Below are 22,072 nucleotides of genomic sequence, written 5' to 3'. Positions count from 1 at the left end.
AATCAGCACAGGCGCCACTCCGCCATCGGAGCCCCACCCTTCAGCAGACTCAACAACCTGCCTGGACATCACATCTAGACCGTTCCCGCCGGCGGCCACAGGCCGATGATGAGCGCCATGACGATGATGGTCACGAGCTCGTGCGAGATGTTGAGCACGGTCAGCGACGACGGCCGCCCCTCGAACGCGTCGTGCGTGATGAAGCGAGCCGCGGTGAAGCCCGCCCAGAGGATCGCACCCGTGAGCAGCGCCGCCCAGAGGTAGCCGCCGCCGTAGAAGTGCCAGGCGATCGACGAGGCACCGGCCAGCACCCACGCGGTCACGAAGCTGACGATCAGCGTCACCACGATCGGCACCACGGCACTTGCGCCCGGCCGGTTCATGTCGACGTTCGCGAGCTTCGCCCATCTCGTGCCGAAGACCTTCGGCGTGTACCAGATCGAGCCGACGACCATGCTCGACGCCGTCGCGATCAGCACCGCCCAGTAGTTGATCTCGGGAACCATCTCGGCCTCCTCCGCTCAGGCGCCGACGCCGGTCGCGGTCGTCGCTCGACGCGAGCGTAGCGCCGCCCGGTGACGCCCGCCCCGCACCGCGCCGGTAGCGTGGAGCGGGTGAGCAGAGGCATCCGCAATCTCGTCGTCAGCGTCCCCACCGAGCAGCTCGCCGCGGATCTGGGCGCCCTGCCCGACGGCGTCGACCTGGTGGTGTGGCCGATGGATGCTGCCGCCCCGCGCGAGCGGTTCGACATCGTCGTGCCGCCGTACATGTCGATGGCGCGCGTGCTCGAGCGTCTCGAGGGCGTCGAGGTCGGGCTCGTGCAGGGCCAGTCCATCGGCTATGACGGCGTCGCCGCCATCCTGCCCGAGGGCCTGGTCTTCGCGAACGCGGCGTCGGTGCACGAGACGTCGACCGCCGAGCTCGCGGTGGGTCTCGCGATCGCCGCACAGCGTCACATCGACGCGTTCGCCGTCGACACGGCGGCCGGCCGCTGGGCGCCGGTCTTCGCGCAGAGCCTCGCCGACCGCCGCGTGCTGCTGCTCGGCTACGGCGGCGTCGGCAAGGCCGTCGCCGCGCGGCTCGAGCCGTTCGAGGTCGAAATCACCCCCGTCGCGTCGCGCGCCCGCGACGAGGACGGCGTCGCGGTGCACGGCATCGACGAGCTGCCCGAGCTGCTCCCCCAGGCCGAGATCGTGATCCTCACACTGCCCGGCGGTGAGGCCACGCAGGGGCTCGTCGACGACGCGTTCCTGTCGGCGCTCCCCGACGGGGCGCTCATCGTGAACGTCGGCCGCGGCACCCTCGTCGACACCGACGCGCTCGTCGACCACGTGCGTCGCGGACGCATCCGCGCCGCCCTCGACGTCACCGACCCCGAGCCCCTCCCCGACGGCCATGCGCTGTGGGGCCTTCCGGGGGTGCTCATCGCCCCGCACGTCGGCGGCGCGTCGAGCGCGATGCGGCCCCGGGTCGCGAAGCTCGTGCGGACGCAGATCGAGCGCCTCGCCGCCGGCGAGCCGCCGATCAACGTCGTGCTCGGCGGCTGAGCCGGCGCAGCTGCCCCTTCAGTTCTCCGCCGCTCTGAGGTAGACCGGAGGGGACGGACGGTGGTGAGCGATGAGCGATTCCCCAAGTGGTCCCCCGAGTGCAGGCCAGCCTCCCCAGGTGGAACGGCTTGCCGCTTCGGCGTGCTGGGAGTACCTGCAGACCGCCGAACTCGGCCGGCTCGCGGTCGACAACGCCGACGGTGCGCCCGACATCTTCCCGGTCAACTACGTCGCCCACGAGGGCGCCCTGTACATCCGCACGGCGCGCGACGCGAAGCTCCTCCACATCGCGCAGCACCCGATGGTCGCCTTCGAGGTCGACGGGGCGACCGACGAGGACCACTACTGGAGCGTCGTGATCCGCGGCAAGGCGGAGCGCGTCACCCGTGACGACGAGATCCGTGACAGCGGGGTCCGCCGGCTCGCGTCGTGGAGCCCGACCGCGAAGTTCTTCGTCATGAAGGTCGTCGCGAACACCGTGACGGGTCGCCGGTTCCCCCAGCACGCGAGCCGCAAGGATCCGCTCATGCCGTTCGAGGGCGACGCCGCGCCGCGGACTCCGGCCGAGCCGTCGCCGCAGCCCCGTGCCGAGCGGCCGGCACCGATTCCGCACTTCACTCCGCGCACGGGTCCGCAGGACACGCTCCCGGGACCCCGCTCCGACGGGTGACCGCCGATGCCGGCGGCGGGGGCGCCGTCAGGCGGTGAAGACCGTGTGGACGTCGCCGACGACCTCGCGGCCGCCGAGCGCGGTCAGCTCCATGAGCACCGCGGTGCCCACGACCGCTCCGCCGAGCGACTCGACGAGTTCGTGCGCCGCGACGAGCGTGCCACCGGTCGCGAGGACGTCGTCGACCAGCAGCACCCGCGTGCCGCGGGCGATGTCGTCGTGCGCCTCGATCGTGGCGGTTCCGTACTCGAGCGCGTAGGAGACGGATGCTGCGGGCAGAGGCAGCTTGCCCGCCTTGCGGATCGGGACCAGGCCCACGCCGGCCTCCATCGCGACCGCACCGGCGAGCAGGAACCCGCGCGCCTCGACCCCGGCGACGACGTCGAACGACCCCTCGAACGGGGCGATCATCGCGTGGATGACGGTGCGGACGGCTCGGGCATCCGCCAGCAGAGGCGTGATGTCGCGGAACTGCACGCCCGGCTCCGGGTAGTCGGGGATCGTGCGGATGAGGGATTCGGCGCGCGTGAGGGCTTCGGACAGCACCCGCCAACCCTACGCCCGACCCCTGTGCGTCATACGTTATGAGGTGGTGTAAGCGCTTGCAGTATGCTGGCCGGATGACTTCCGCAGAGACCATCGAGCGCACGGACGCGTTCCTCACCACCGTCGGCGGCGAGTGGTGGCGCACCGCCGTCATCTACCAGATCTACCCGCGCTCCTTCGCGGACGCGTCGGGCGACGGCATCGGCGACCTCCCCGGCATCACCTCGCACCTCGACGACCTCGCCCACCTCGGCATCGACGCCATCTGGCTGAGCCCGTTCCAGCGCTCGCCCCAGAAGGACGCCGGCTACGACGTCAGCGACTACTGCGACGTCGACCCGCTCTTCGGCACCCTGGCCGACTTCGACGACATGCTGGCCGCGGCGCATGAGCGCAGCATCCGTGTCATCGTCGATCTCGTCCCGAACCACTCGTCCGACCAGCACGAATGGTTCCAGCAGGCCCTCGCCGCCGCTCCCCACAGCACCGAGCGCGCGCGCTACATGTTCCGCGACGGCAAGGGCGAGAACGGAGAGCTCCCGCCGAACAACTGGGAGTCCGTCTTCGGCGGCCCGGCATGGACGCGCGTGGTCGAGGCCGACGGCGAGCCGGGCCAGTGGTACCTGCACCTGTTCGACTCGTCGCAGCCCGACTTCGACTGGTCCAACGAGGAGGTCCGCGAGGAGTTCCGCCGCATCCTGCGCTTCTGGCTCGACCGCGGGGTCGACGGCTTCCGCGTCGACGTCGCCCACGGCCTGGTGAAGGCGGAGGGGCTGCCGGACTACATCCCGAACCCCGAGGCCGGCTCGATGGGCGGCGAGGCGGAGAACGTGCCGTACTGGGGCCAGGACGCCGTGCACGAGGTGTACCGCGACTGGCGCAAGATCCTCGAGGAGTACCAGGGCGACCGCGCCCTCGCCGCCGAGGCGTGGCTGCCCACCGCCGCGCGCACCGCCGAGTGGGTGCGTCACGACGAGATGCACCAGGCCTTCAACTTCCCCTACCTCGAGACGAAGTGGAACGCCGCCGACCTCCGCGAGGTCATCGAGGTGTCGCTGCACGCGTTCCCGGGTGTCGGCGCGCCCTCGACGTGGGTGCTCTCCAACCATGACGTCGTCCGTCACGCCTCGCGCCTGGCGCTGACCGCCGAGAACCCGCAGGGTCACGGCATCGGCCCGGACTCCCCCGGCCAGCCGATCCGCGAGGTGGGGCTCGCCCGCGCCCGCGCGGCCACGACCCTCATGCTCGCCCTGCCGGGTTCGGCCTACCTCTACCAGGGCGAGGAGCTCGGGCTTCCCGAGGTCATCGACATCCCGGGCGACGCCCGTCAGGACCCGACGTGGTTCCGCACGAACGGCGAGCGCTACGGCCGCGACGGCTGCCGCGTGCCGATCCCGTGGAACGCGGATGCCCCGGGCTACGGCTTCAACGCGACCGGTGCGTCGTGGCTGCCCCAGCCCGCCGAGTGGGCGACGCTCGCCCGCGACGCGCAGACCGGCGTCGAGGGTTCGACGCTCGAGCTCTACCGCGCGCTGCTCGCCGAGCGCCGGGCGCGGTCGCTGGGTGCGGGTTCGCTCGAGTGGATCGACGGATACGGAACGGATGCTGTCGCATTCCGCAACGGGAATGTCACCGTCCTCGCGAACACCGGTTCCACGCCGATCGCGCTGCCGGACGGTATCGTGATCGCGTCCAGCGGCCCTGTCGCGGACGGCGAGCTCCCGGGCGACACGACGGTCTGGATCGAGACCGCCTGACACGCGAGCTGAGCTCCGAGAAGGTACGGTGACGACGTGGTCAGCATCGACGAGGTCGCCCGCGCGGCGGGTGTCTCGACGGCGACCGTCTCACGCGCGCTGAGCGGGCGCGGGCACGTCTCGGCGGGCGCGAAGGCGAAGGTCGAGGAGGCCGCCAAGAGCCTCGGGTACGTGGTGTCGGCCTCGGCCTCGAGCCTCGCCTCGGGTCGCACGCGCAACATCGGCGTGCTGGTGCCGTTCCTCGACCGCTGGTTCTTCTCGACCGTGCTGAGCGGGATCGCCTCGGCGCTCATGCGCCGCGGCTACGACATCACGCTCTATAGCCTCACCGCCGACCGCGGCGAGCGGCACGACGTCTTCGACACGTTCCTGCGGCGCCAGCGCGTGGACGGGGTCATCGCGATCTCGCTCGAGCTCGGCCAGGAGGAGACCGAGCGGCTCGTCGAGCTCGACCTGCCCGTGATCGCGATCGGCGGACCCAATCCGCTGCTCACGACCCTCACGGTCGACGACGTGGCCGTCGCGCGACTGGCCACCGAGCACCTGCTCGCGCTCGGCCATCGCCGGATCGCGCACATCGGCGCGAGCCCCGAATTCGACATCGACTTCCACATCCCGACGCAGCGCCGGCAGGGCTTCGAGCTGGCCCTGGCCGACGCCGGCATCGAGGTCAGCCCGTCGCTGTTCGAGCCCGCCGACTTCACCATCGAGGGCGGCTTCCGCGCCGCCAAACAGCTGCTGGGAAAGCCCGGCAGCCGGCCGACCGCGATCTTCGCGGCATCCGATGAGATGGCGATCGGGGCACTGCTCGCCGCACGCGAGCTCGGCTACCGGGTGCCCGAGGATCTGTCGGTGATCGGCATCGACGGCCACGAGCTCGGCGAGTTCTTCCGCCTCACCACGGTCGACCAGTTCCCCCTCGGCCAGGGCGAGCGCGCCGCGGACGCCATCCTCGAGGCGCTGGAATCGACGGATGCCGAGACCCCCGTCCACCGGCCGGGCGAGCTGCCCTTCGAGCTCATCGTGCGAGGCTCCACGGCGCGCCTGCCGCAGTGACGGTGTCGCGACTTCTCCACCGGTCTCGGCAATAGTGTCGTATCGGAGCCTGCCCGTTCGTGGATCAGGTATGCGGGCCCGTTCGGGCGCCGCGACGGAGGGTCCACGACGGGGTCCTCGTCCCGATGAGAGGAGACGACAATGCCGAACTACCTGATCGCATTCAACGACGAATGGGTGCCCCCGCAGACGGCCGACCAGCTGCGCAGCAAGAGCACGGCCTCGCAGGAGCTTCTGGAGGAGATGAAGAGCGCGGGCGTCTTCCTCTTCGCGGAGGGGGGCATCGACGCCTCGACCGCGGTCTGCAGCGTCGTCAGCAAGAACGGCGAGGCGGTCTTCACCGACGGGCCGTTCGCCGAGACGAAGGAGCACCTCGGCGGGTTCACCGTCGTGAACGTGCCCGACGACGAGGCCGCCCGCTACTGGGCGGGACGACTGGCCGTCGCCCTCGACTGGCCGCAGGAGGTGCACCGCTTCCCCGGCGACATGGCGGAGATCGTGGAGCGGCACGCGTCCGAGCCGTGACCGGCCCCACCGTCGATGAGGCGATCACCCGCGCCCACCTCGAGGAGTGGGCGCGGGTGGTGGCGGGGCTCGCCCGCCGCTTCGGCGATCTCGACCTCGCCGAGGATGCCGCCGCGGAGGCGTTCGCTGCCGCGGTGGAGCACTGGCCGCGTGACGGCGTGCCACCGAACCCGGGTGCGTGGCTCACCACCACCGCGACGCGCAAGGCGATCGACCGGCTGAGACGTGAGTCGCGCCGCGACGACAAGCACAAGGCGGCGCTGATGCTGTCCGACGACTCTCCTCCCGAGCAGACGGGACCGGTCGACGACGACCGGCTCCGGCTGATCTTCACCTGCTGTCATCCCGTCCTCCCCATGGAGGCCAGGGTCGCCCTGACGCTGCGGCTGCTGGGTGGACTCACGGTCGCCGAGATCGCCCACGCCTTCCTCGTGCCGGAGACCACCATGGCGCGACGGATCACCCGTGCGAAGGCGAAGATCGCGGCGGCGCACGTCCCCTATCGGGTGCCGTCGGCGACCGATCTCCGAGAGCGGCTCGCCGGCGTGCTCGCGGTGATCTACCTCGTCTTCAACGAGGGGTATCTGGCGACCGGCGGCGACGACCCGATGCGGGCGGACCTGACCGACGAGGCGATCCGCCTGGGCCGGCTGCTGCGCGCGCTTCTTCCCGATGAGGGCGAGGTGACGGGACTGCTCGCGCTGATGCTGCTCATCGACGCGCGACGAACCGCGCGTGTGTCCCGCACGGGCGAGCTCGTGACCTTGGAAGAGCAGGATCGCGGGGCGTGGAGCCGCGCGCTGATCGTCGAGGGCCACGCGCTGGTCCGGGAGCGGATCGCCGCCGTCGCCGCCGGAGGTGCGCCGCCGGGGCGCTACCAGCTGCTCGCCGCGATCAACGCGGTGCACACCGCCGCCCTGTCCGCTCGCGACACCGACTGGTCGCAGATCGTCGCGCTCTACGACCGCCTGCTCGGCGCCGATCCGTCCGCCATCGTGCGACTCAACCGCGCCATCGCGGTCGCCGAGATCGACGGTCCCGACGTCGCGCTCGCCGAGCTCGACCGGCTCCGCGGACCTCTCGACGGGTATCACGCCTACCACGCGGCGCGCGCCGACCTCCTCCGCCGGCTCGGGCGCAGCGAGGAGGCGCGGTCGGCGTACGACCGTGCCGTGCAGCTCGCCGGCAACCCCGCCGAACGCGCATACCTCGTCCGGCGCCGCGACCAGCTGGCGGGTTGATCCCGCCCCACACCCCCACCCCCGCCCTCGTCCCCCGCCCTCGCCCCCCGCCCTCGTCCCCCGCCCCGTCCCCGCGCCCTCGTCCCCGCTGCGCTCCGCAGTCACCTCTGGCGCATCCACTCCGCCCGCACCCGCACAACGTGACCGCGCAGCACAGAACGTCTTCGCTTCCGCAGTCACTTCTGGCGCGTCCACCCCGCCCGCACCCGCACAACGTGACTGCGCAGCACAGAACGTCTTTGCTTCCGCAGTCACGTTGTGCGGGTGTGGTGGGGTGAGAGGTCGCCGAAACGGACTGCGGAGCGGGAGGGGGCGCGGCGGCGCGGCCGCGTAGGCTCGACCGCATGACCCTCGACCTCGAAGCGATCTACGTCGATCTGCACCGGCATCCGGAGCTGTCCTTCCAGGAGACCCGCACCGCGGGGGTGATCGCACAGCACCTGGGCGGGCTCGGCATCGAGTTCGAGGAGGGGATCGGCAAGACCGGCGTCACCGGCGTGATCCGCAACGGCGAGGGCCCCGTCGTGTGGCTGCGGGCCGACATGGACGCGCTGCCGGTGCCCGAGCAGACCGGCCTCGAGTACGCGAGCACGGCGCGCGGCACCGACCCGGCCGGCAACGACGTGCCGGTCATGCACGCGTGCGGGCACGACATGCACGTCACGGCGCTGCTCGGCGCCCTCGAGCGCCTGGTCGCCACGAAGAACGAGTGGTCCGGCACGATCGTCGCCGTCTTCCAGCCCGCCGAGGAGTACGGCGCGGGCTCGCAGGCGATGATCGCCGACGGCGTGCTCGACCGCTTCCCGAAGCCCGACATCGTGCTCGGCCAGCACGTCACGCCGCTGCCCGCCGGCACGATCGGCGTGCGCAGCGGCACGCAGATGGCGGCATCCGACGGCCTCACGGTCACGCTGCTGGGCCGCGGCGGCCACGGCTCGCGTCCGCAGGCGACGATCGACCCGGTCGTCATGGCCGCGGCCACCGTCATGCGGCTGCAGACGATCGTGTCGCGCGAGGTGGACCCCCGCGACGTCGCGGTCGTGACCGTCGGCTCGATCCACGCGGGCCTCAAGAACAACATCATCCCGGCCGAGGCGAAGCTCGAGCTGAGCCTGCGCTACCCCGACGACGAGGCGCGCGCCCGCGTGCTCGAGAAGGTGGAGCGCATCGTCCGCGCCGAGGCGCAGGCGTCGGGCGCGGAGCAGCCGCCGGTCATCGTCACCGACCACACGCTCCCTCCGACCATCAACGACCCCGACGCGACCGCGCGCCTGACCGCGGCGTTCGACAGGACGTTCGGCGACGGCACCGTGATCGACCCGGGCATGTTCACCGGCAGCGAGGACGTCTCGTGGTTCGCCCGCGAGGCCGGCGTACCGCTGGTCTTCTGGTTCTGGGGCGGTGTCGACCCGGCGGCCTTCGCCGACGCCACCGCCGCCGGCACGGTCGAGCGCGACATCCCGACCAACCACTCGCCGTTCTTCGCCCCCGTGCTCCAGCCCACGCTGAGCCGCGGCGTCGACGCGCTCGTGGTCGCCGCGCGCGAGTTCCTCGGCACGCCGACGGCGTAGCCGGTGGACGGATGCTGCGGGCCGCAGCATCCGTTCGCTCCGGCGTCGTCGCCGAGGGCGTCAGGCGGGTTCGGCGACGGCTCCTGCGCGGGCGTCCTCTGCATCGAGCAGCCGCTGGAGTCCGCGGAAGTCGCGCATGAGGATGCGGGCCAGGACGAACGTGGGAAGCAGTGCGACAAGCCTCAGCCACCCCGCGACGTCGCCCCCGTAGTCGGCGTGCACGCGCGTCCCGCGATCCTCGGCGGAGCAGGCGTACTCGACGCGCGAGTTCCACGGCGAGGTGGAGTGCCACACGACCCGCTCGTCGGGCTCGACGACTTCGAGCACGTCCTCGAAGTGGACGCGGAACGGGCCGATGATGTGGTCGATCGCGGTCCAGCGGCTGCCTACGCTCGGCGGCCCGTCGCCCACACGCCGGCGGAGTTCGACCGCGGGCGCCCAGTCATGCCACGTGCCGGGGTCGGCGAAATACGGGAACACGCGAGCGGGCGGGTGGTCGAGATGCACGTCCAGCGTCACGCGTCTCCACATGGCGGTCACACCATCGCGGGAACCGGGCGGTCGGGGTAGAGCTCCCGCATCGCCCTGTCGTACTGCCGCTTCATCAGCAGCTGGTACAGCAGCCGGATCGGCGCGGGGACGTTCGTGCGCATCCACTCGTCGCGCTCGGCCTCGGGCACGCTGGCGACCAGCAGTCCGAGCTGGAGGGACATGATGTCCTTGCCGAGCTCCTTCCGGTGCGCCATGAGCTCGGCCCGCGTGTGCTGCTCCATCCAGTCCCACTCCTGCTGGGAGAGGACGGCGCCGGCCACCGGCATGATGTCGTCCTCCTCCTGCCCGAGATGCGCGGTGAGGGTGTCGCGCAGGTGCTCGATGTCGCCGGCGAACGCGTCGCGGAGCGCGGGATCCGCCGTCCGCAGCCACGGCTCGAGCTGCGGTTCGATCCGGGCGAGCTGAGACGCGACCTCGGCGTGCTGCGCGCGCATCTGATCGACGTGCAGCGCGCAGCCGGGGTCGCGCGAGACCAGCTTGTCCCACAGCGCGGCGTCCTCGGTCTCGTGGTGCATGTGCAGCGCATAGAAGTCGAGGTGGGCGTACCGGCCCACGATTGCCGCGCGGGCGGTGTCGCCCGGGGGCACGCCGCGCACGAGCTGCGGCAGCTCGCGGTAGAGCCAGCGGAAGATCCTGTGGACGAGGATCAGGCCGGACGTGTCGCAGCCGGGTTCCTGCCCCTCCGGCATGGCCCCGGAGGAAGGAAGCTTGGTAGCCATATCGCACCCCCGATCCCCGCAGCTCGTCGGCGCTGACGACCCCAGGCGGTGATCAGCCGGATTCTACTCCCGGGGCGGCCTCATCGCACCGGCCCCGCAACCGGGTTCCGGTGCCCTCGAGCTCGGCGAAGCACAGCGATCGCGCCGCTACGGGGCGTGACCCGGACCCGGGGGCGCAGCATCCGGTTCCTGCAGATCCCGCGCGTCGGTGAGGCGCTGACCCGACGCGAGACCGGGGAGGCCGCGACGGGTGTCGGTCGTGAAGACCAGCACGATCGACACCACCGCGAACACCGAAGCCACGAACGTCCACGCACCGGGGAGCGCGTTCAGCACGAGGTAGCCGCCGATGCCGGCGACGAAGCGCAGGAAGCGCGCGAGCCCGACCGGGAGCGGGCCGCCGGTGAAGCGCACCTGCACGGCATGGTCGCCGATCGTGCCGCCCGTCGCGAGCGTCGCGACGAGCCACACGACGATCGTCACCGCCGAGCCGATGACGTTCGCCGCGGATCCGTCGCGCACGGCGGCGTCCGCACCGAGGAGGGAGAGCGCGAGCTGCACGGCGACGACCACCGTGAGGGTGAGCACCCAGGCGGCGAGCCCGTCGCACAGCATGCCGAGGAGGCGCCGGCCGCTCGTGACGGGCTGCGGCCGGTCCGCGTCGGGCAGGCGCGGCGACCCGCGGTAGCGCCGCGGCACGGCGAGCGCGAGCAGTGAGCCGAGCACCGCACCCAGGGTGTTCGTGAGCAGATCGTCCACGTCGAACACACGGTAGGCGCACGGGTAGAGGCCCCAGACCCCGGTGAGCTGGGTGACCTCGACGAACCCCGACAGCACGACGCCGGCGACGAGGGCCGTGATCACGCCCCGTCCGCCCAGCACACGCAGGAAGAAGCCGAGCGGCAGGAAGAGCAGCACGTTGAGCAGCAGCTGCCGCACGGCGGGGTCCATCGCGAACCCGCTGCCGCGACGCACGATGGCCCCGCGCAGGTCGGCGGCGATCGCCGTCACATCGATGTTCACGCCCGCGCACGCGATCGCGTCGGGGTGGGGCAGGGGCAGGAGCGTGTAGGTCCAGATCGCCATCATGTAGACGAGCGCGGCGCCCCAGACCACGAAGCGGCCGACGCCGAATCCGCCCCGACGGCGGTAGCTGAGCGCGACGAAGGGGACGAAGAGCAGCACCCCCACGACCACCCCGAGCGTGATCGCGAGCACACCGAGGATGATCTGCTCGTCCACGCTACGAGTGTCCCAGAGAGGCACCCGCATGGATTTCGTGAGGATGGCCGTCTGGATGCATCCTCGCGTTCTCCTCACGAGTAGCCTTACGGGCCGTGACGAACGAAAGCCGTGAGCAGTCGGTCGATGAGAAGCCGATCGCCAAGCGCCTCATCCTGGGGGATCCGCTCGCGTCCACCGACTCGGACGAGCACCTGCTCCCCAAGAAGCTGGCGCTGCCCATCTTCGCCTCGGACGCGCTGTCGTCCGTCGCGTACGCCCCGCAGGAGCTGCTGCTCATCCTCCTCACCGGCGGCCTCGCGTTCCTCACGTTCGCCCCCTGGGTCGCGGCAGCCGTCATCGTGCTGCTGACCGTCGTCGTGATCAGCTACCGGCAGCTCATCAAGGCGTATCCCTCCGGCGGCGGCGACTACGAGGTGGCGCGCAAGAACCTCGGCGAGATCCCGGGCGTCATCGTGGCCTCCGCGCTGCTCGTCGACTACGTGCTCACGGTCGCGGTGTCGGTCGCCTCCGGCGTCGACAACATCATCTCGGCGCTTCCGGGCCTGAACCCCTGGCGCGTCGAGCTGGCCGTGGGCTTCGTCATCCTGATCGTCATCGTGAACCTGCGCGGCGTGCGCGAAGCGTCGCGCGCATTCGCCATCCCGACGTACCTCTTCATCGGCTCGGTCGGCGTCATGATCGTCGTCGGCCTCTTCCAGATCGTCACCGGCAACCCGCCCGTCGCCTCGAGCGCCCAGTACGAGGTGCAGACCGAGAGCCTCACGCAGGCCGCGGTCATCCTGCTCGTGCTGCGCGCGTTCTCGAGCGGCTGTTCGGCCCTCACCGGCGTCGAGGCCGTCTCGAACGGCGTGCAGGCGTTCCGCCAGCCCAAGGTGCGCAACGCGCAGAGCACGCTGGCGATGATGGGCGGCATCGCGATCCTGCTCTTCGCGGGGCTCACCGCGATCGCGCTCGTCTCCGGTGTGCACTACGCGGAGAACCCCTGCGACCTCATCGGTTTCGACTGCACCAACCCGCAGCCGAGCCTCATGGCTCAGGTCTCGTCGGCCGTGTTCGGCATGAACTCGATCCCGTTCTTCGTCATCCAGGCGGCCACGGCCGTCGTGCTGCTGCTCGCCGCCAACACGGCGTTCAACGGATTCCCCCTGCTCGGGTCGGTTCTCGCCCGCGACGGGTACGCGCCCAAGGCGCTCAACACGCGCGGGGACCGCCTCGTGTACTCGAACGGGATGATCATCCTGGGTCTGGTCGCGATCGGCGTGCTCGTCGTCTACCAGGCCAACCTCACCAACCTGATCCAGCTGTACATCATCGGCGTGTTCGTCTCGTTCACGATCGGTCAGATCGGGATGATCCGGCATTGGATGCGGGGGATCCGGGCGATCCGGGAGCTCACGGCCGAGGCGCGGCGCGGGGATTCCACGCGAACCGAGCTGTTCGGCCTGCGCAAGGGTCTCGTCATCAATTCGATCGGCGCCACGATGACGGCATCCGTCCTCATCATCGTGACCATCACGAAGTTCACGCACGGCGCGTGGCTCGTGTTCCTGGCGATCCCGATCCTGTCGTTCCTCATGGTCGGCGTGCATCGCTACTACCGCGACGTCGAGCACGAGATCGCGATGGACGACCAGACCCACTTCGGCTCGAGGGGGGACGTCGCCCTCATCCTCGTCAACAAGCTGCAGAAGCCGGTGGTCAAGGCGGTCGACTACGCCCTGGCCGCCAAGCACGACAAGACCTTCGCCGTGCATGTCTCGGTGACCAAGGAGGATGCCGCGGCCCTCGAGGAGGAGTGGCGGGCGCACCGCATGCCGATCCCGCTGAAGATCATCGAGTCGCCCTACCGCATGTACGCGAGCCCGGTCGCCGAGTTCGTGAAGAGATACCGCGAGGAGCACGGGTCGTCGGTGGTCACCGTCTACCTGCCGCAGTACATCGTCGGGCACTGGTGGGAGTCGCTCCTGCACAACCGCCGCGCCCGCCGCATCGCTCAGCAGCTCATGCTCGTGCACGGCGTCTCCATCACCCTCGTGCCGTGGCTCCTGGACTCGTCCGAACTCATCTACGGACGCCGCTCGCACATCCTTCCCGGCGACGAGCGGGCAGGTCGCGGCACGGCGCCGCAGGTGCACCGCGTCGGCCGTCGTGCCGTGCGCCCCGCAGGTCCGCCCGAGACGGCGGATGCCCCCGAACCCCCGGTGCCGACCAAGCCCTGACGGGTGCCCGGCGCCGGGTGCGCCCCCCGAACACGCACCCGGCGCCGGATCGCAGCATCCCGCGTAGCCTGGAAGGGTGAGTTCTGTCGCCCCCGCCCCCTCCCAGGCAGCACCCCTGGACGCCGCCGCGCTGCGCGCGGACTTCCCGCTCCTCGGCGAGCGCGTGAACGGGCAACGGCTCGTGTACCTCGATTCGGGCGCGACGAGCCAGAAGCCGCAGGCGGTCATCGATGCCGAGGTCGACTTCCTCACGCGGGCGAACTCCGCCGTGCACCGCGGGGCGCACACCCTCGCCGCCGAGGCCACCGAGCTTTTCGAAGACGCCCGCACGACGGTCGCCGGGTTCGTCGGCGCCCGCCCCGAGCAGCTCGTGTGGACGAGCGGCGCGACGGCCGGCCTCAACCTCGTCGCCTACGCGATCGGCAATGCATCGGTCGGCCGCGGCGCCCCCGCCAGCGCGCGGTTCGCGCTGCAGCCCGGTGACGAGATCGTCATCACCGAGACCGAGCACCACGCGAACCTCATCCCCTGGCAGGAGCTCACCGCCCGTACCGGCGCGGTGCTGCGCCACATCCCCGTCCGTGATGACGGCACTCTCGACATGGATGCTGCCGCCGCCCTCATCGGCGAGCGCACGCGGATCGTCGCGTTCACGCACGTGTCGAACGTGCTGGGAATCGTGAACCCGGTCGCCGACCTCGTCGCCCTCGCGCAGGCCGTCGGAGCGGTGACGGTGCTCGATGCCTGCCAGTCGGCGCCGCACCTGCCGCTCGACTTCCCTGCGCTCGGCGTCGACCTCGCCGTCTTCTCGGGGCACAAGATGCTGGGGCCCTACGCCGTCGGGGGCCTCTACGGTCGCGCCGAGGTGCTCGAGGCCCTGCCGCCGTTCCTCACCGGCGGCTCGATGATCACCACCGTGACCCTCGACGAGGCGTCGTACCTGCCGCCGCCGCAGCGCTTCGAGGCCGGTACGCAGCCGGTGTCGCAGGCGATCGGGCTCGCGGCTGCGGTGCGGTACCTGAACGGCGTCGGCATGGACGCGGTCCACGCGCATGAGAAGGCGCTCGAAGCCCGCATGGGCGACGGCCTGCGCGCGATCCCCGGTGTGCGGCTGCTCGGCGACGCACCGGCCGCGGAGCGCGTGGGCCTCTGGGCCTTCGACGTCGACGGCGTGCACGCGCACGACGTGGGGCAGTTCCTCGACGCGCGAGGCGTGGCCGTGCGCGTCGGACACCACTGCGCGCAGCCGCTGCACCGCCGCTTCGGGCTCACCGCCTCCGTGCGGGCGTCGTCGGCGCTCTACAACACGGCGGACGACGTCGACGTCTTCCTCGACGCGCTGTCTGGTGTGCGCTCGTTCTTCGGAGCCGGCGCATGAGCGGCCTCGAATCGCTCTATCAGGAGCTCATCCTCGACCACTCCAAGCGCCCGCACGGCAAGGGCCTCGGCGCCGAGGAGGGCCGGGTCGCCACGTCGTACCAGCGCAATCCCATCTGCGGCGACGAGATCACCCTCCGCGTGCGCCTGTCCGACGACGGCACCACCGTCGACGAGGTCACGTGGGACGGCGCCGGCTGCTCCATCTCGCAGGCGTCGGCGTCCATGCTCGCCGCGCTCATCGAAGAGGAGGAGCGGATGCCGCGGGCCGAGGCATCCGCTCTCGTCGAAGGCTTCCGCGAGGCGTTGCGCTCACGCGGCGAGATCCCCCTGGACGAAGAGGTCTTCGGCGACGCCGCGGCCCTGTCGGGGGTCTCGAAGTTCACCGCCCGCGTGAAGTGCGCGATGCTCGCGTGGGTCGCCTTCGAGGACGCGACCGCCCGCGCCTGAGAATCGGCGACACCCCCACCCCCGGTCGTTGAGCGAGCGTGCGGCAACGACCCCCACCCCCCGGCCGTTGAGCGAGCGTGCGGCGACACCCCCACCCCCGGTCGTTGAGCGAGCGCGCGGCGACACCCCCACCCGCGGTCGCTGAGCGAGCGTGCGGCGACACCCCCACCCCCGGTCGTTGAGCGAGCGAGGAACGAGCGAGTCGAAACGCCCTGGGCGTCCGCGCGCGCGCCTGGCCGCATGATCCTCAGTCGCCGCCGGCGACGGGGTGCGTGCGGTGCACGGTGATGTCGCCGTACCCGGCACGCGCGTAGAGCTCGACCGACGCCTCGCCCTCGACCGGACCGGCGGCCGCTGAGAGCTCGTTGCGCACGACGCCGTGCTGGCTCGACACATCCAGCCACGCCGCGGTGCCGGAGCGGATGCCGAGCGCCACCGCGCCGTACGAGGCCTCCACCCGCGCGGTGCCGCCGTTGAGGTCGCCGATGCGCACCGGACCGTACGCCGAGCGCACCGTGAGTGCGGGGCCCGGGTCGCCCAGGTGCACGACGCCGCTCGACGTCGCGATGTCGGCGACGCCCGAGACCGAACCGACGTCGATGCCGGCGTCGGATCCCTTGAGCCGCAGCGCCCCGTCGACGATGCCGATGCGCGCACGGCCGGACTTGATGTCGACGTCGGCGTCGCCGCGCACATGCTCGACGCGCAGCTCGCCGTGCCCGAGACCGAGGTCCGCGCGACCGGTGCGCTCGAGGGTCGCGTCGCCGTAGTCCAGCGCGATGCGCGCGGTGCCGACCGCGCCGGCGACGCGGATCGAGCCGTACTTGAGCGCGAGCGAGACGTCCGAACCGGTGGGGATGCGCACCGACACGTCGACGGCGTCGCCCGAGCCGAACAGGTTGACCCGCACCGGGCCGACGATGCGCAGGTCGGACCCCGCCTGCGTCACGCGCACCGCCTCGGCCGCGCTGCGGTCACCCGCGCGGTGCGCGTTCGCCGGCGCGACCTCGACCGCGAGGTCGCGGCGGCGTTCGGCGACGACGTCGATGCGGCCCATCTGCAGCTCGATGCGCACGGCGGCCGGGCCCGACACGGGGAACGTCGGCATCAGCGCACCCAGCCGGTGTAGGCGGAGCTCGAACCGCGGGCCGCGGGGGGTGCGGGTTCGACGGCCGCGGCGACGGCCCGCACCAGCCACGTGTTGAGCGAGAGCCCCTCGGCGGTCGCGGCCGCCTCGGCGCGTGCCTTCAGCGAGTCGGGCAGGCGGAGGGTGGTGCGTGCGGGGGCGTCATCGGGATCATCGGATGCTGCGGCCGCGGGCACGACCGGACCGCTGGGGTTGACCGCACCCGCTGTCGCGGGCTCGGGCTGGGGCCGCGCGACGACGAACTCGACGTCGCGCCCGCGCAGGCGCACGTCCACGGACCCGGGCGCGAGCTCTCGCGTGATCTCGCCCGCCGCCTCGGACAGCGCCTCGAGGATCGCGAGCCGCACCGCGGGCTCCAGTGCCGCCGCGAGACGCGCCGCCACTTCGGAGTCATCGGGAGGTGCGGCGGCGGCGAGCTGACGCTGGAGCTCCTCGACGTGGGCCACGATCTGCATGACGTCAGAGTGACATCAGCGTGGTGTCAAGTCAACGGCGGGATGGCTGATGCGTCTGGTTGCCGTGAGCGTCGGGCGGGACGGCGTTCGTATTCCGTGAGGACGGCGGATGCAGCATCCGTCGCGGAGTTGCATCGAATCCGCACCTGAACCGCACCTTCCAGGAGACCCCGTGCTCGATGTCATCTACCTCACCCTGACGCTCGCGCTGTTCGCGCTCGTCGGACTCGTCGCCAAGGGCGTGGAGAAGCTGGGCCCACGCGCCCGCGGCTCCGCCCGGCGCGAAGCGACGAGCGGAGAGGCGCAGGGATGATCGTCTTCTCGCTCGTGGGCGCCGCGCTCGGGCTCGCCGCGATCGTCTACCTCGTCGTCGCGCTCGTGAAGCCGGAGAAGTTCTGATGGACGCCGCCACCGTGTGGACCGGCGTCCTGCAGATCGCCACGGTCATCCTGATCCTCGCGCTCCTCTACCGACCGCTGGGCGACGGGATCGCCCGCGTCTACACCGCAGACAAGGACTGGCGCGTCGAGCGCGGCATGTACCGCCTCGCCGGCGTCGACCCGCGCTCGGAGCAGACATGGCAGGCGTACCTGCGCGGCGTGCTCGCCTTCTCCGCCGTCGGCGTGCTCTTCGTCTACGCGCTGCAGCGCTTCCAGGCCGTGCTGCCGTACTCCCTGGGCCTGCCCGCCGTGCCCGAGGGCCTCGCGTTCAACACCGCTGTGTCGTTCGTGACCAACACGAACTGGCAGTCGTACTCCCCCGAGCTGACGATGGGCTACACCGTGCAGATCGCGGGTCTGGCCGTGCAGAACTTCGTGTCGGCGGCCGTCGGCATCGCGGTGGCCGTCGCGCTCGTGCGCGGTTTCGAGCGGCGCGGGTCCGCGACGCTCGGCAACTTCTGGGTCGACCTCACCCGCGGGATCACGCGCCTGCTGCTGCCTCTCGCCGTCGTGTCGGCGATCGGGCTCATCGCCGCCGGGGTCGTGCAGAACGTCGACGGGTTCGTCGACGTCGGCACCGTCGCGGGCGGCACGCAGTCGATCCCGGGCGGGCCGGTGGCCTCGCAGGAGGCCATCAAGCTCCTCGGCACGAACGGCGGCGGATTCTTCAACGCCAACTCCGCGCACCCGTTCGAGAACCCGACGCCGTGGTCGAACGTGCTCGAGATCTTGGCTGTCCTCGCGATCCCGGTCGCGCTTCCGCGGGCGTTCGGACGCATGGTGAACGACGACCGTCAGGGTTACGCGATCCTCGCCGTCATGAGCACGATCGCCGTCGTGTCGATCACGGCCGTGACGTGGCTCGAGTCGCTGGGCCTCGGCACCGCGCCGCAGCTCGCCGGCGCCGCGATGGAGGGCAAGGAGGCGCGGTTCGGCATCTGGGGCTCGACGCTCTTCGCCGGCGCGACGACCCTCACCTCGACCGGCGCCGTGAACTCGATGCACGACTCGTACACGGCACTCGGCGGCATGATCCCGATGATCAACATGATGCTCGGCGAGATCGCCCCCGGCGGCGTCGGGTCGGGCCTCTACGGCATGCTCGTGCTCGCCGTGATCGCGGTGTTCGTCGGCGGCCTCCTCGTCGGCCGCACGCCCGAGTACCTCGGCAAGAAGATCGGGCCGACAGAGGTCAAGCTCGCGAGCCTGTACATCCTCGTGACGCCCGCGCTCGTGCTCGCGGGCACGGCGCTGAGCTTCGGCATCCCGGCGATCCGCTCCGACATGGAGTCGACCTCGATCTGGAACCCGGGCGTCCACGGCCTCGGCGAGGTGCTCTACGCGTTCACCTCGGCGGCGAACAACAACGGTTCGGCGTTCGCGGGGCTCACCGCGAACACGCCGTGGCTCAACACGGCGCTGGGCGTCGCGATGCTGCTCGGGCGGTTCCTGCCGATCGTGCTGGTGCTCGCCCTGGCCGGCTCGCTCGCCGCTCAGAGGCCGGTGCCCTCGACCGCCGGCACCCTCCCCACCCATCGCCCGCAGTTCGTCGGCCTCCTCGCCGTCGTCGCGGTCGTCATCACCGCACTCACCTACTTCCCCGTTCTCACGCTGGGTCCCCTGGCGGAAGGGCTCGTCTGACATGTCCACCGACGTTTCGTCTCGCTTCGCTCGCTCAACGACCGGGGAGGCGGAGCCGACCGCACGCCCTGTCGCGGGCACGATCGCGCCCCAGCCGCCGAAGCCGTCCTCCCGGGCGTTCAGCGCAGCCCAGCTGTGGGCAGCCGTCCCCGGCGCGCTGCGCAAGCTCAACCCCGCGGCTCTCTGGCGCAACCCCGTCATGTTCCTGGTGTGGGTGGGCGCCGCCTTCACCTCGGCGATCGCGATCGCCGAGCCGTTCCTCGGCGGCCCCGAGCAGTCCGGCGGCACCGCCGTGCCCTTCGGCTTCACGTGGGGCATCGCCGTCTGGCTGTGGCTCACGGTGCTGTTCGCGAACCTCGCGGAGTCGGTGGCCGAAGGCCGCGGCAAGGCGCAGGCCGCGTCGCTGCGCAAGACCCGCACCTCGACCATGGCGCGTCGCGTCATCGCCTACGACGGAGGATCGGATGCCGCCGCCGAGCGAACCGAGACGGTCGAGGTCTCATCGTCCGACCTGAAGCTCGGTGACGTCGTCATCGTGTCGGCCGGAGAGCTGATCCCGGGCGACGGCGACATCGTCGCGGGCATCGCGACCGTCGACGAGTCGGCGATCACGGGCGAGTCCGCGCCGGTCGTGCGCGAGTCGGGCGGAGACCGCTCGGCCGTCACCGGCGGCACCCGCGTGCTGTCGGACCGCATCGTCGTGCGCATCACGTCGAAGCCGGGCGAGACGTTCGTCGACCGCATGATCGCGCTCGTCGAGGGCGCCGCGCGCCAGAAGACGCCCAACGAGATCGCGCTGAACATCCTGCTCGCGAGCCTGTCGATCGTGTTCGTGATCGTGGTGCTGACGCTCAACCCGATCGCCTCGTACGCCGCGTCTCCCGTGAGCATCCCGGTGCTGATCGCGCTGCTGGTCTGCCTCATCCCGACCACGATCGGCGCTCTGCTCTCCGCCATCGGGATCGCCGGCATGGACCGCCTCGTGCAGCGCAACGTGCTCGCGATGTCGGGCCGCGCCGTCGAGGCCGCGGGCGACGTCACGACGCTGCTCCTCGACAAGACCGGCACGATCACGTACGGCAACCGCCGCGCCTCGGACTTCGTCGCGATGCCGGGCGTCGGCGAGGACGAGCTCGCACGGGCGGCCGCGCTGTCGTCGCTCGCCGACCCCACCCCGGAGGGCGTCTCGGTCGTCGAGCTGGCCGCGGTGCAGGGTCTTCACGTCCGCGAGCCCGCCGGCTCCACCGTCGTCCCCTTCACCGCCCAGACCCGCATGAGCGGCGTCGACCTCGCAGACGGCAGGCAGGTGCGCAAAGGCGCCGGTTCTGCCGTGATCGCGTGGCTCGCAGCATCCGGATCCGACGTCCCGACCGCGGTGCGCGCCCACCTGACGAGCGAGACCGACGCCATCGCGCAGTCGGGCGGCACGCCGCTCGTCGTCGCCGAGCTCGATCCCTCCGGCGCGGGCCGTGTGCTCGGGGTGATCCACCTCAAGGACATCGTCAAGGACGGCCTGCGCGAGCGGTTCGAGGAGCTCCGGTCGATGGGCATCCGCACGGTCATGATCACCGGCGACAACCCCCTGACGGCCGCTGCCATCGCGAAGGAGGCGGGCGTCGACGACTATCTCGCCGAGGCGACGCCCGAGGACAAGCTCGCACTGATCCGCAGGGAGCAGGAGGGCGGCAGCCTCGTCGCGATGACCGGCGACGGCACCAACGACGCCCCCGCCCTCGCGCAAGCCGACGTCGGCGTCGCGATGAACACCGGCACCTCCGCTGCGAAGGAGGCCGGCAACATGGTCGACCTCGATTCCGACCCGACGAAGCTGATCGACATCGTGCGCATCGGCAAGCAGCTGCTGATCACGCGCGGGGCGCTCACCACCTTCTCGCTGGCCAACGACATCGCGAAGTACTTCGCGATCATCCCGGCGATGTTCATGGGGGTGTTCCCGGGCCTCGCGGCGCTCAACGTGATGCAGCTGTCGTCGCCCGCGTCGGCGGTCACGAGCGCGATCATCTTCAACGCCGTGATCATCGTGATCCTCATCCCGCTGGCGCTGCGGGGCGTGAAGTACCGTCCGGCGAGCGCCTCTCAGATCCTCAGCCGCAACCTGCTCGTGTACGGGCTCGGCGGCGTGATCGCCCCCTTCGTCGGCATCAAGCTCATCGACCTCGTCGTGAGCCTCATCCCGGGCTTCTGAGCCCTTCTGGAGACGCACATGTCCACCACCCGCTCCACTGTCCGCACGACCGGCGTCGCCGTCCGCGCGATGCTCGTCTTCACCCTCGTGCTCGGCGTCGGGTACACCCTGCTCGTCACCGGCATCGGCCAGCTCGCCCTGCCGTGGCAGGCGAACGGCTCGCTGGTGCAGAACTCGGCGGGCGACACCGTCGGGTCGGCGCTCATCGGGCAGTCCTTCGTGGATCCCTCGGGCGCGGCGCTTGCGCAGTACTTCCAGTCGCGTCCGTCCGCCGCCGGCGACGGGTACGACGGCGGGGCGTCGAGCGGCTCGAACCTCGGGCCGGAGAACCCGGACCTCGTCTCGGCCGTCGAGGAGCGCAGGGCCGCGATCGCCGAGCTCGAGGGCGTGGATCCGTCGCAGGTGCCCGCCGACGCGGTGACCGCGTCGGGCTCGGGCCTCGATCCCCACATCAGTCCCGCGTACGCACTGCTCCAAGCGCCCCGGGTCGCGGCGGCCCGCGGGCTCACGGAGTCGGAGGTGCGCAGCGTGGTGGAGGCGCACATCCAGCAGCGCGACCTCGGCTACCTCGGCGAGCCGCGGGTCAACGTCGTCGAGCTCAACCTCGCCCTCGACGCGCTGGGCTCATGACCGTGCCCGCGGCTGCAGCATCCGTTCCCCCTCCCGGGTCTGGGGCGCGATGTGTCCGTTGGGGCGGAGAAGTCGCGC

At 71.4% G+C, this 22,072-nt stretch carries 22 protein-coding genes; 15 read left to right on the top strand and 7 right to left on the bottom strand.

All coding sequences use genetic code 11. The features are described from left to right. Positions 1–74: 74 nt before the first annotated feature. Positions 75–506 carry a DUF1761 domain-containing protein gene (locus tag AC3A46_RS15420; protein WP_487665988.1) on the bottom strand — a complete coding sequence of 144 codons (432 nt, stop codon included), beginning with the start codon at positions 504–506 and terminating at the stop codon, positions 75–77. Between the two features lie 108 nt (positions 507–614). On the opposite strand from AC3A46_RS15420, the gene AC3A46_RS15415 reads away from it, so the two are divergent. Next, positions 615–1,547: a 2-hydroxyacid dehydrogenase gene (locus AC3A46_RS15415; protein ID WP_487665987.1), complete on the top strand. Its 933-nt coding sequence runs from the start codon at positions 615–617 to the stop codon at positions 1,545–1,547. Positions 1,548–1,665: 118 nt separating this feature from the next. Next, a complete protein-coding gene (locus tag AC3A46_RS15410) occupies positions 1,666–2,217 on the top strand; it encodes a pyridoxamine 5'-phosphate oxidase family protein (RefSeq protein WP_487665986.1) in 552 nt (183 codons plus the stop codon). A gap of 27 nt (positions 2,218–2,244) precedes the next feature. Here AC3A46_RS15410 and AC3A46_RS15405 read toward each other — a convergent pair whose 3' ends face one another. Beyond that, positions 2,245–2,763, bottom strand: a complete 519-nt coding sequence (locus AC3A46_RS15405; protein WP_487665985.1) for an adenine phosphoribosyltransferase — start codon at positions 2,761–2,763, stop codon at positions 2,245–2,247. A gap of 74 nt (positions 2,764–2,837) precedes the next feature. Here AC3A46_RS15405 and AC3A46_RS15400 point away from each other — a divergent pair, with 74 nt between their 5' ends. From AC3A46_RS15400 to AC3A46_RS15380, 5 genes are all read left to right on the top strand, one after another. Next, positions 2,838–4,520, top strand: coding sequence for a glycoside hydrolase family 13 protein (locus AC3A46_RS15400; protein ID WP_487665984.1), 1,683 nt, complete (start codon positions 2,838–2,840; stop codon positions 4,518–4,520). Between the two features lie 36 nt (positions 4,521–4,556). Continuing rightward, positions 4,557–5,576, top strand: a complete 1,020-nt coding sequence (locus tag AC3A46_RS15395; protein WP_487665983.1) for a LacI family DNA-binding transcriptional regulator — start codon at positions 4,557–4,559, stop codon at positions 5,574–5,576. A gap of 141 nt (positions 5,577–5,717) precedes the next feature. Continuing rightward, positions 5,718–6,101, top strand: coding sequence for a YciI family protein (locus AC3A46_RS15390; protein ID WP_487665982.1), 384 nt, complete (start codon positions 5,718–5,720; stop codon positions 6,099–6,101). Continuing rightward, the gene (locus AC3A46_RS15385; protein WP_487665981.1) at positions 6,098–7,342 is read left to right on the top strand and encodes an RNA polymerase sigma factor; all 1,245 of its coding nucleotides are present in this window, start codon (positions 6,098–6,100) and stop codon (positions 7,340–7,342) included. Before AC3A46_RS15390 ends, AC3A46_RS15385 begins: the two co-directional genes overlap by 4 nt. Before the next feature lie 344 nt (positions 7,343–7,686). Beyond that, positions 7,687–8,913 carry an amidohydrolase gene (locus AC3A46_RS15380; protein ID WP_487665980.1) on the top strand — a complete coding sequence of 409 codons (1,227 nt, stop codon included), beginning with the start codon at positions 7,687–7,689 and terminating at the stop codon, positions 8,911–8,913. A 60-nt stretch (positions 8,914–8,973) separates the two neighbouring features. Here AC3A46_RS15380 and AC3A46_RS15375 read toward each other — a convergent pair whose 3' ends face one another. The 3 genes from AC3A46_RS15375 to AC3A46_RS15365 all read right to left on the bottom strand — a co-directional run bounded on the left by AC3A46_RS15375 (position 8,974) and on the right by AC3A46_RS15365 (position 11,426). After that, the gene (locus tag AC3A46_RS15375; RefSeq protein ID WP_487665979.1) at positions 8,974–9,432 is read right to left on the bottom strand and encodes an SRPBCC family protein; all 459 of its coding nucleotides are present in this window, start codon (positions 9,430–9,432) and stop codon (positions 8,974–8,976) included. A 17-nt stretch (positions 9,433–9,449) separates the two neighbouring features. Beyond that, positions 9,450–10,184 (bottom strand): hemerythrin domain-containing protein, encoded by a 735-nt coding sequence (locus AC3A46_RS15370; protein WP_487665978.1) that lies wholly within the window; start codon positions 10,182–10,184, stop codon positions 9,450–9,452. A gap of 147 nt (positions 10,185–10,331) precedes the next feature. Then, positions 10,332–11,426, bottom strand: a complete 1,095-nt coding sequence (locus AC3A46_RS15365; protein WP_487665977.1) for a VanZ family protein — start codon at positions 11,424–11,426, stop codon at positions 10,332–10,334. A gap of 95 nt (positions 11,427–11,521) precedes the next feature. On the opposite strand from AC3A46_RS15365, the gene AC3A46_RS15360 reads away from it, so the two are divergent. From AC3A46_RS15360 to sufU, 3 genes are all read left to right on the top strand, one after another. Continuing rightward, positions 11,522–13,648 carry an APC family permease gene (locus tag AC3A46_RS15360; protein WP_487665976.1) on the top strand — a complete coding sequence of 709 codons (2,127 nt, stop codon included), beginning with the start codon at positions 11,522–11,524 and terminating at the stop codon, positions 13,646–13,648. Between the two features lie 76 nt (positions 13,649–13,724). Further along, entirely contained in the window at positions 13,725–15,026 is a 1,302-nt protein-coding gene (locus AC3A46_RS15355; protein WP_487665975.1) for a SufS family cysteine desulfurase, read from the top strand. After that, entirely contained in the window at positions 15,023–15,475 is a 453-nt protein-coding gene (gene sufU / locus AC3A46_RS15350; protein WP_045302169.1) for a Fe-S cluster assembly sulfur transfer protein SufU, read from the top strand. Before AC3A46_RS15355 ends, sufU begins: the two co-directional genes overlap by 4 nt. 247 nt (positions 15,476–15,722) lie before the next feature. Here sufU and AC3A46_RS15345 read toward each other — a convergent pair whose 3' ends face one another. Together AC3A46_RS15345 and AC3A46_RS15340 are read right to left on the bottom strand one after the other, a co-directional pair. After that, a complete protein-coding gene (locus AC3A46_RS15345; protein WP_487665974.1) occupies positions 15,723–16,583 on the bottom strand; it encodes a DUF4097 family beta strand repeat-containing protein in 861 nt (286 codons plus the stop codon). Beyond that, positions 16,583–17,077, bottom strand: a complete 495-nt coding sequence (locus AC3A46_RS15340; RefSeq protein ID WP_487665973.1) for a toxin-antitoxin system HicB family antitoxin — start codon at positions 17,075–17,077, stop codon at positions 16,583–16,585. Before AC3A46_RS15340 ends, AC3A46_RS15345 begins: the two co-directional genes overlap by 1 nt. A gap of 172 nt (positions 17,078–17,249) precedes the next feature. On the opposite strand from AC3A46_RS15340, the gene AC3A46_RS15335 reads away from it, so the two are divergent. The 5 genes from AC3A46_RS15335 to kdpC are packed head-to-tail and all read left to right on the top strand — an operon-like array spanning position 17,250 to position 21,994. Beyond that, a complete protein-coding gene (locus AC3A46_RS15335; RefSeq protein ID WP_487665972.1) occupies positions 17,250–17,390 on the top strand; it encodes a hypothetical protein in 141 nt (46 codons plus the stop codon). Next, entirely contained in the window at positions 17,387–17,476 is a 90-nt protein-coding gene (locus AC3A46_RS15330; RefSeq protein WP_045302164.1) for a potassium-transporting ATPase subunit F, read from the top strand. Before AC3A46_RS15335 ends, AC3A46_RS15330 begins: the two co-directional genes overlap by 4 nt. Continuing rightward, positions 17,476–19,158: a potassium-transporting ATPase subunit KdpA gene (gene kdpA, locus AC3A46_RS15325; protein WP_487665971.1), complete on the top strand. Its 1,683-nt coding sequence runs from the start codon at positions 17,476–17,478 to the stop codon at positions 19,156–19,158. Before AC3A46_RS15330 ends, kdpA begins: the two co-directional genes overlap by 1 nt. Before the next feature lies 1 nt (position 19,159). Continuing rightward, positions 19,160–21,364 (top strand): potassium-transporting ATPase subunit KdpB, encoded by a 2,205-nt coding sequence (gene kdpB, locus AC3A46_RS15320; RefSeq protein WP_487665970.1) that lies wholly within the window; start codon positions 19,160–19,162, stop codon positions 21,362–21,364. A gap of 18 nt (positions 21,365–21,382) precedes the next feature. After that, complete coding sequence (kdpC, locus tag AC3A46_RS15315; protein WP_487665969.1) at positions 21,383–21,994, top strand: potassium-transporting ATPase subunit KdpC; 612 nt, start codon at positions 21,383–21,385, stop codon at positions 21,992–21,994. Positions 21,995–22,072: the final 78 nt, after the last annotated feature.

The organism is Microbacterium sp. Soil_C_42 (assembly GCF_057656735.1).
The sequence above is the reverse complement of the archived record's forward strand: the minus strand, read 5'-3'. Positions and strand labels throughout refer to the sequence as shown.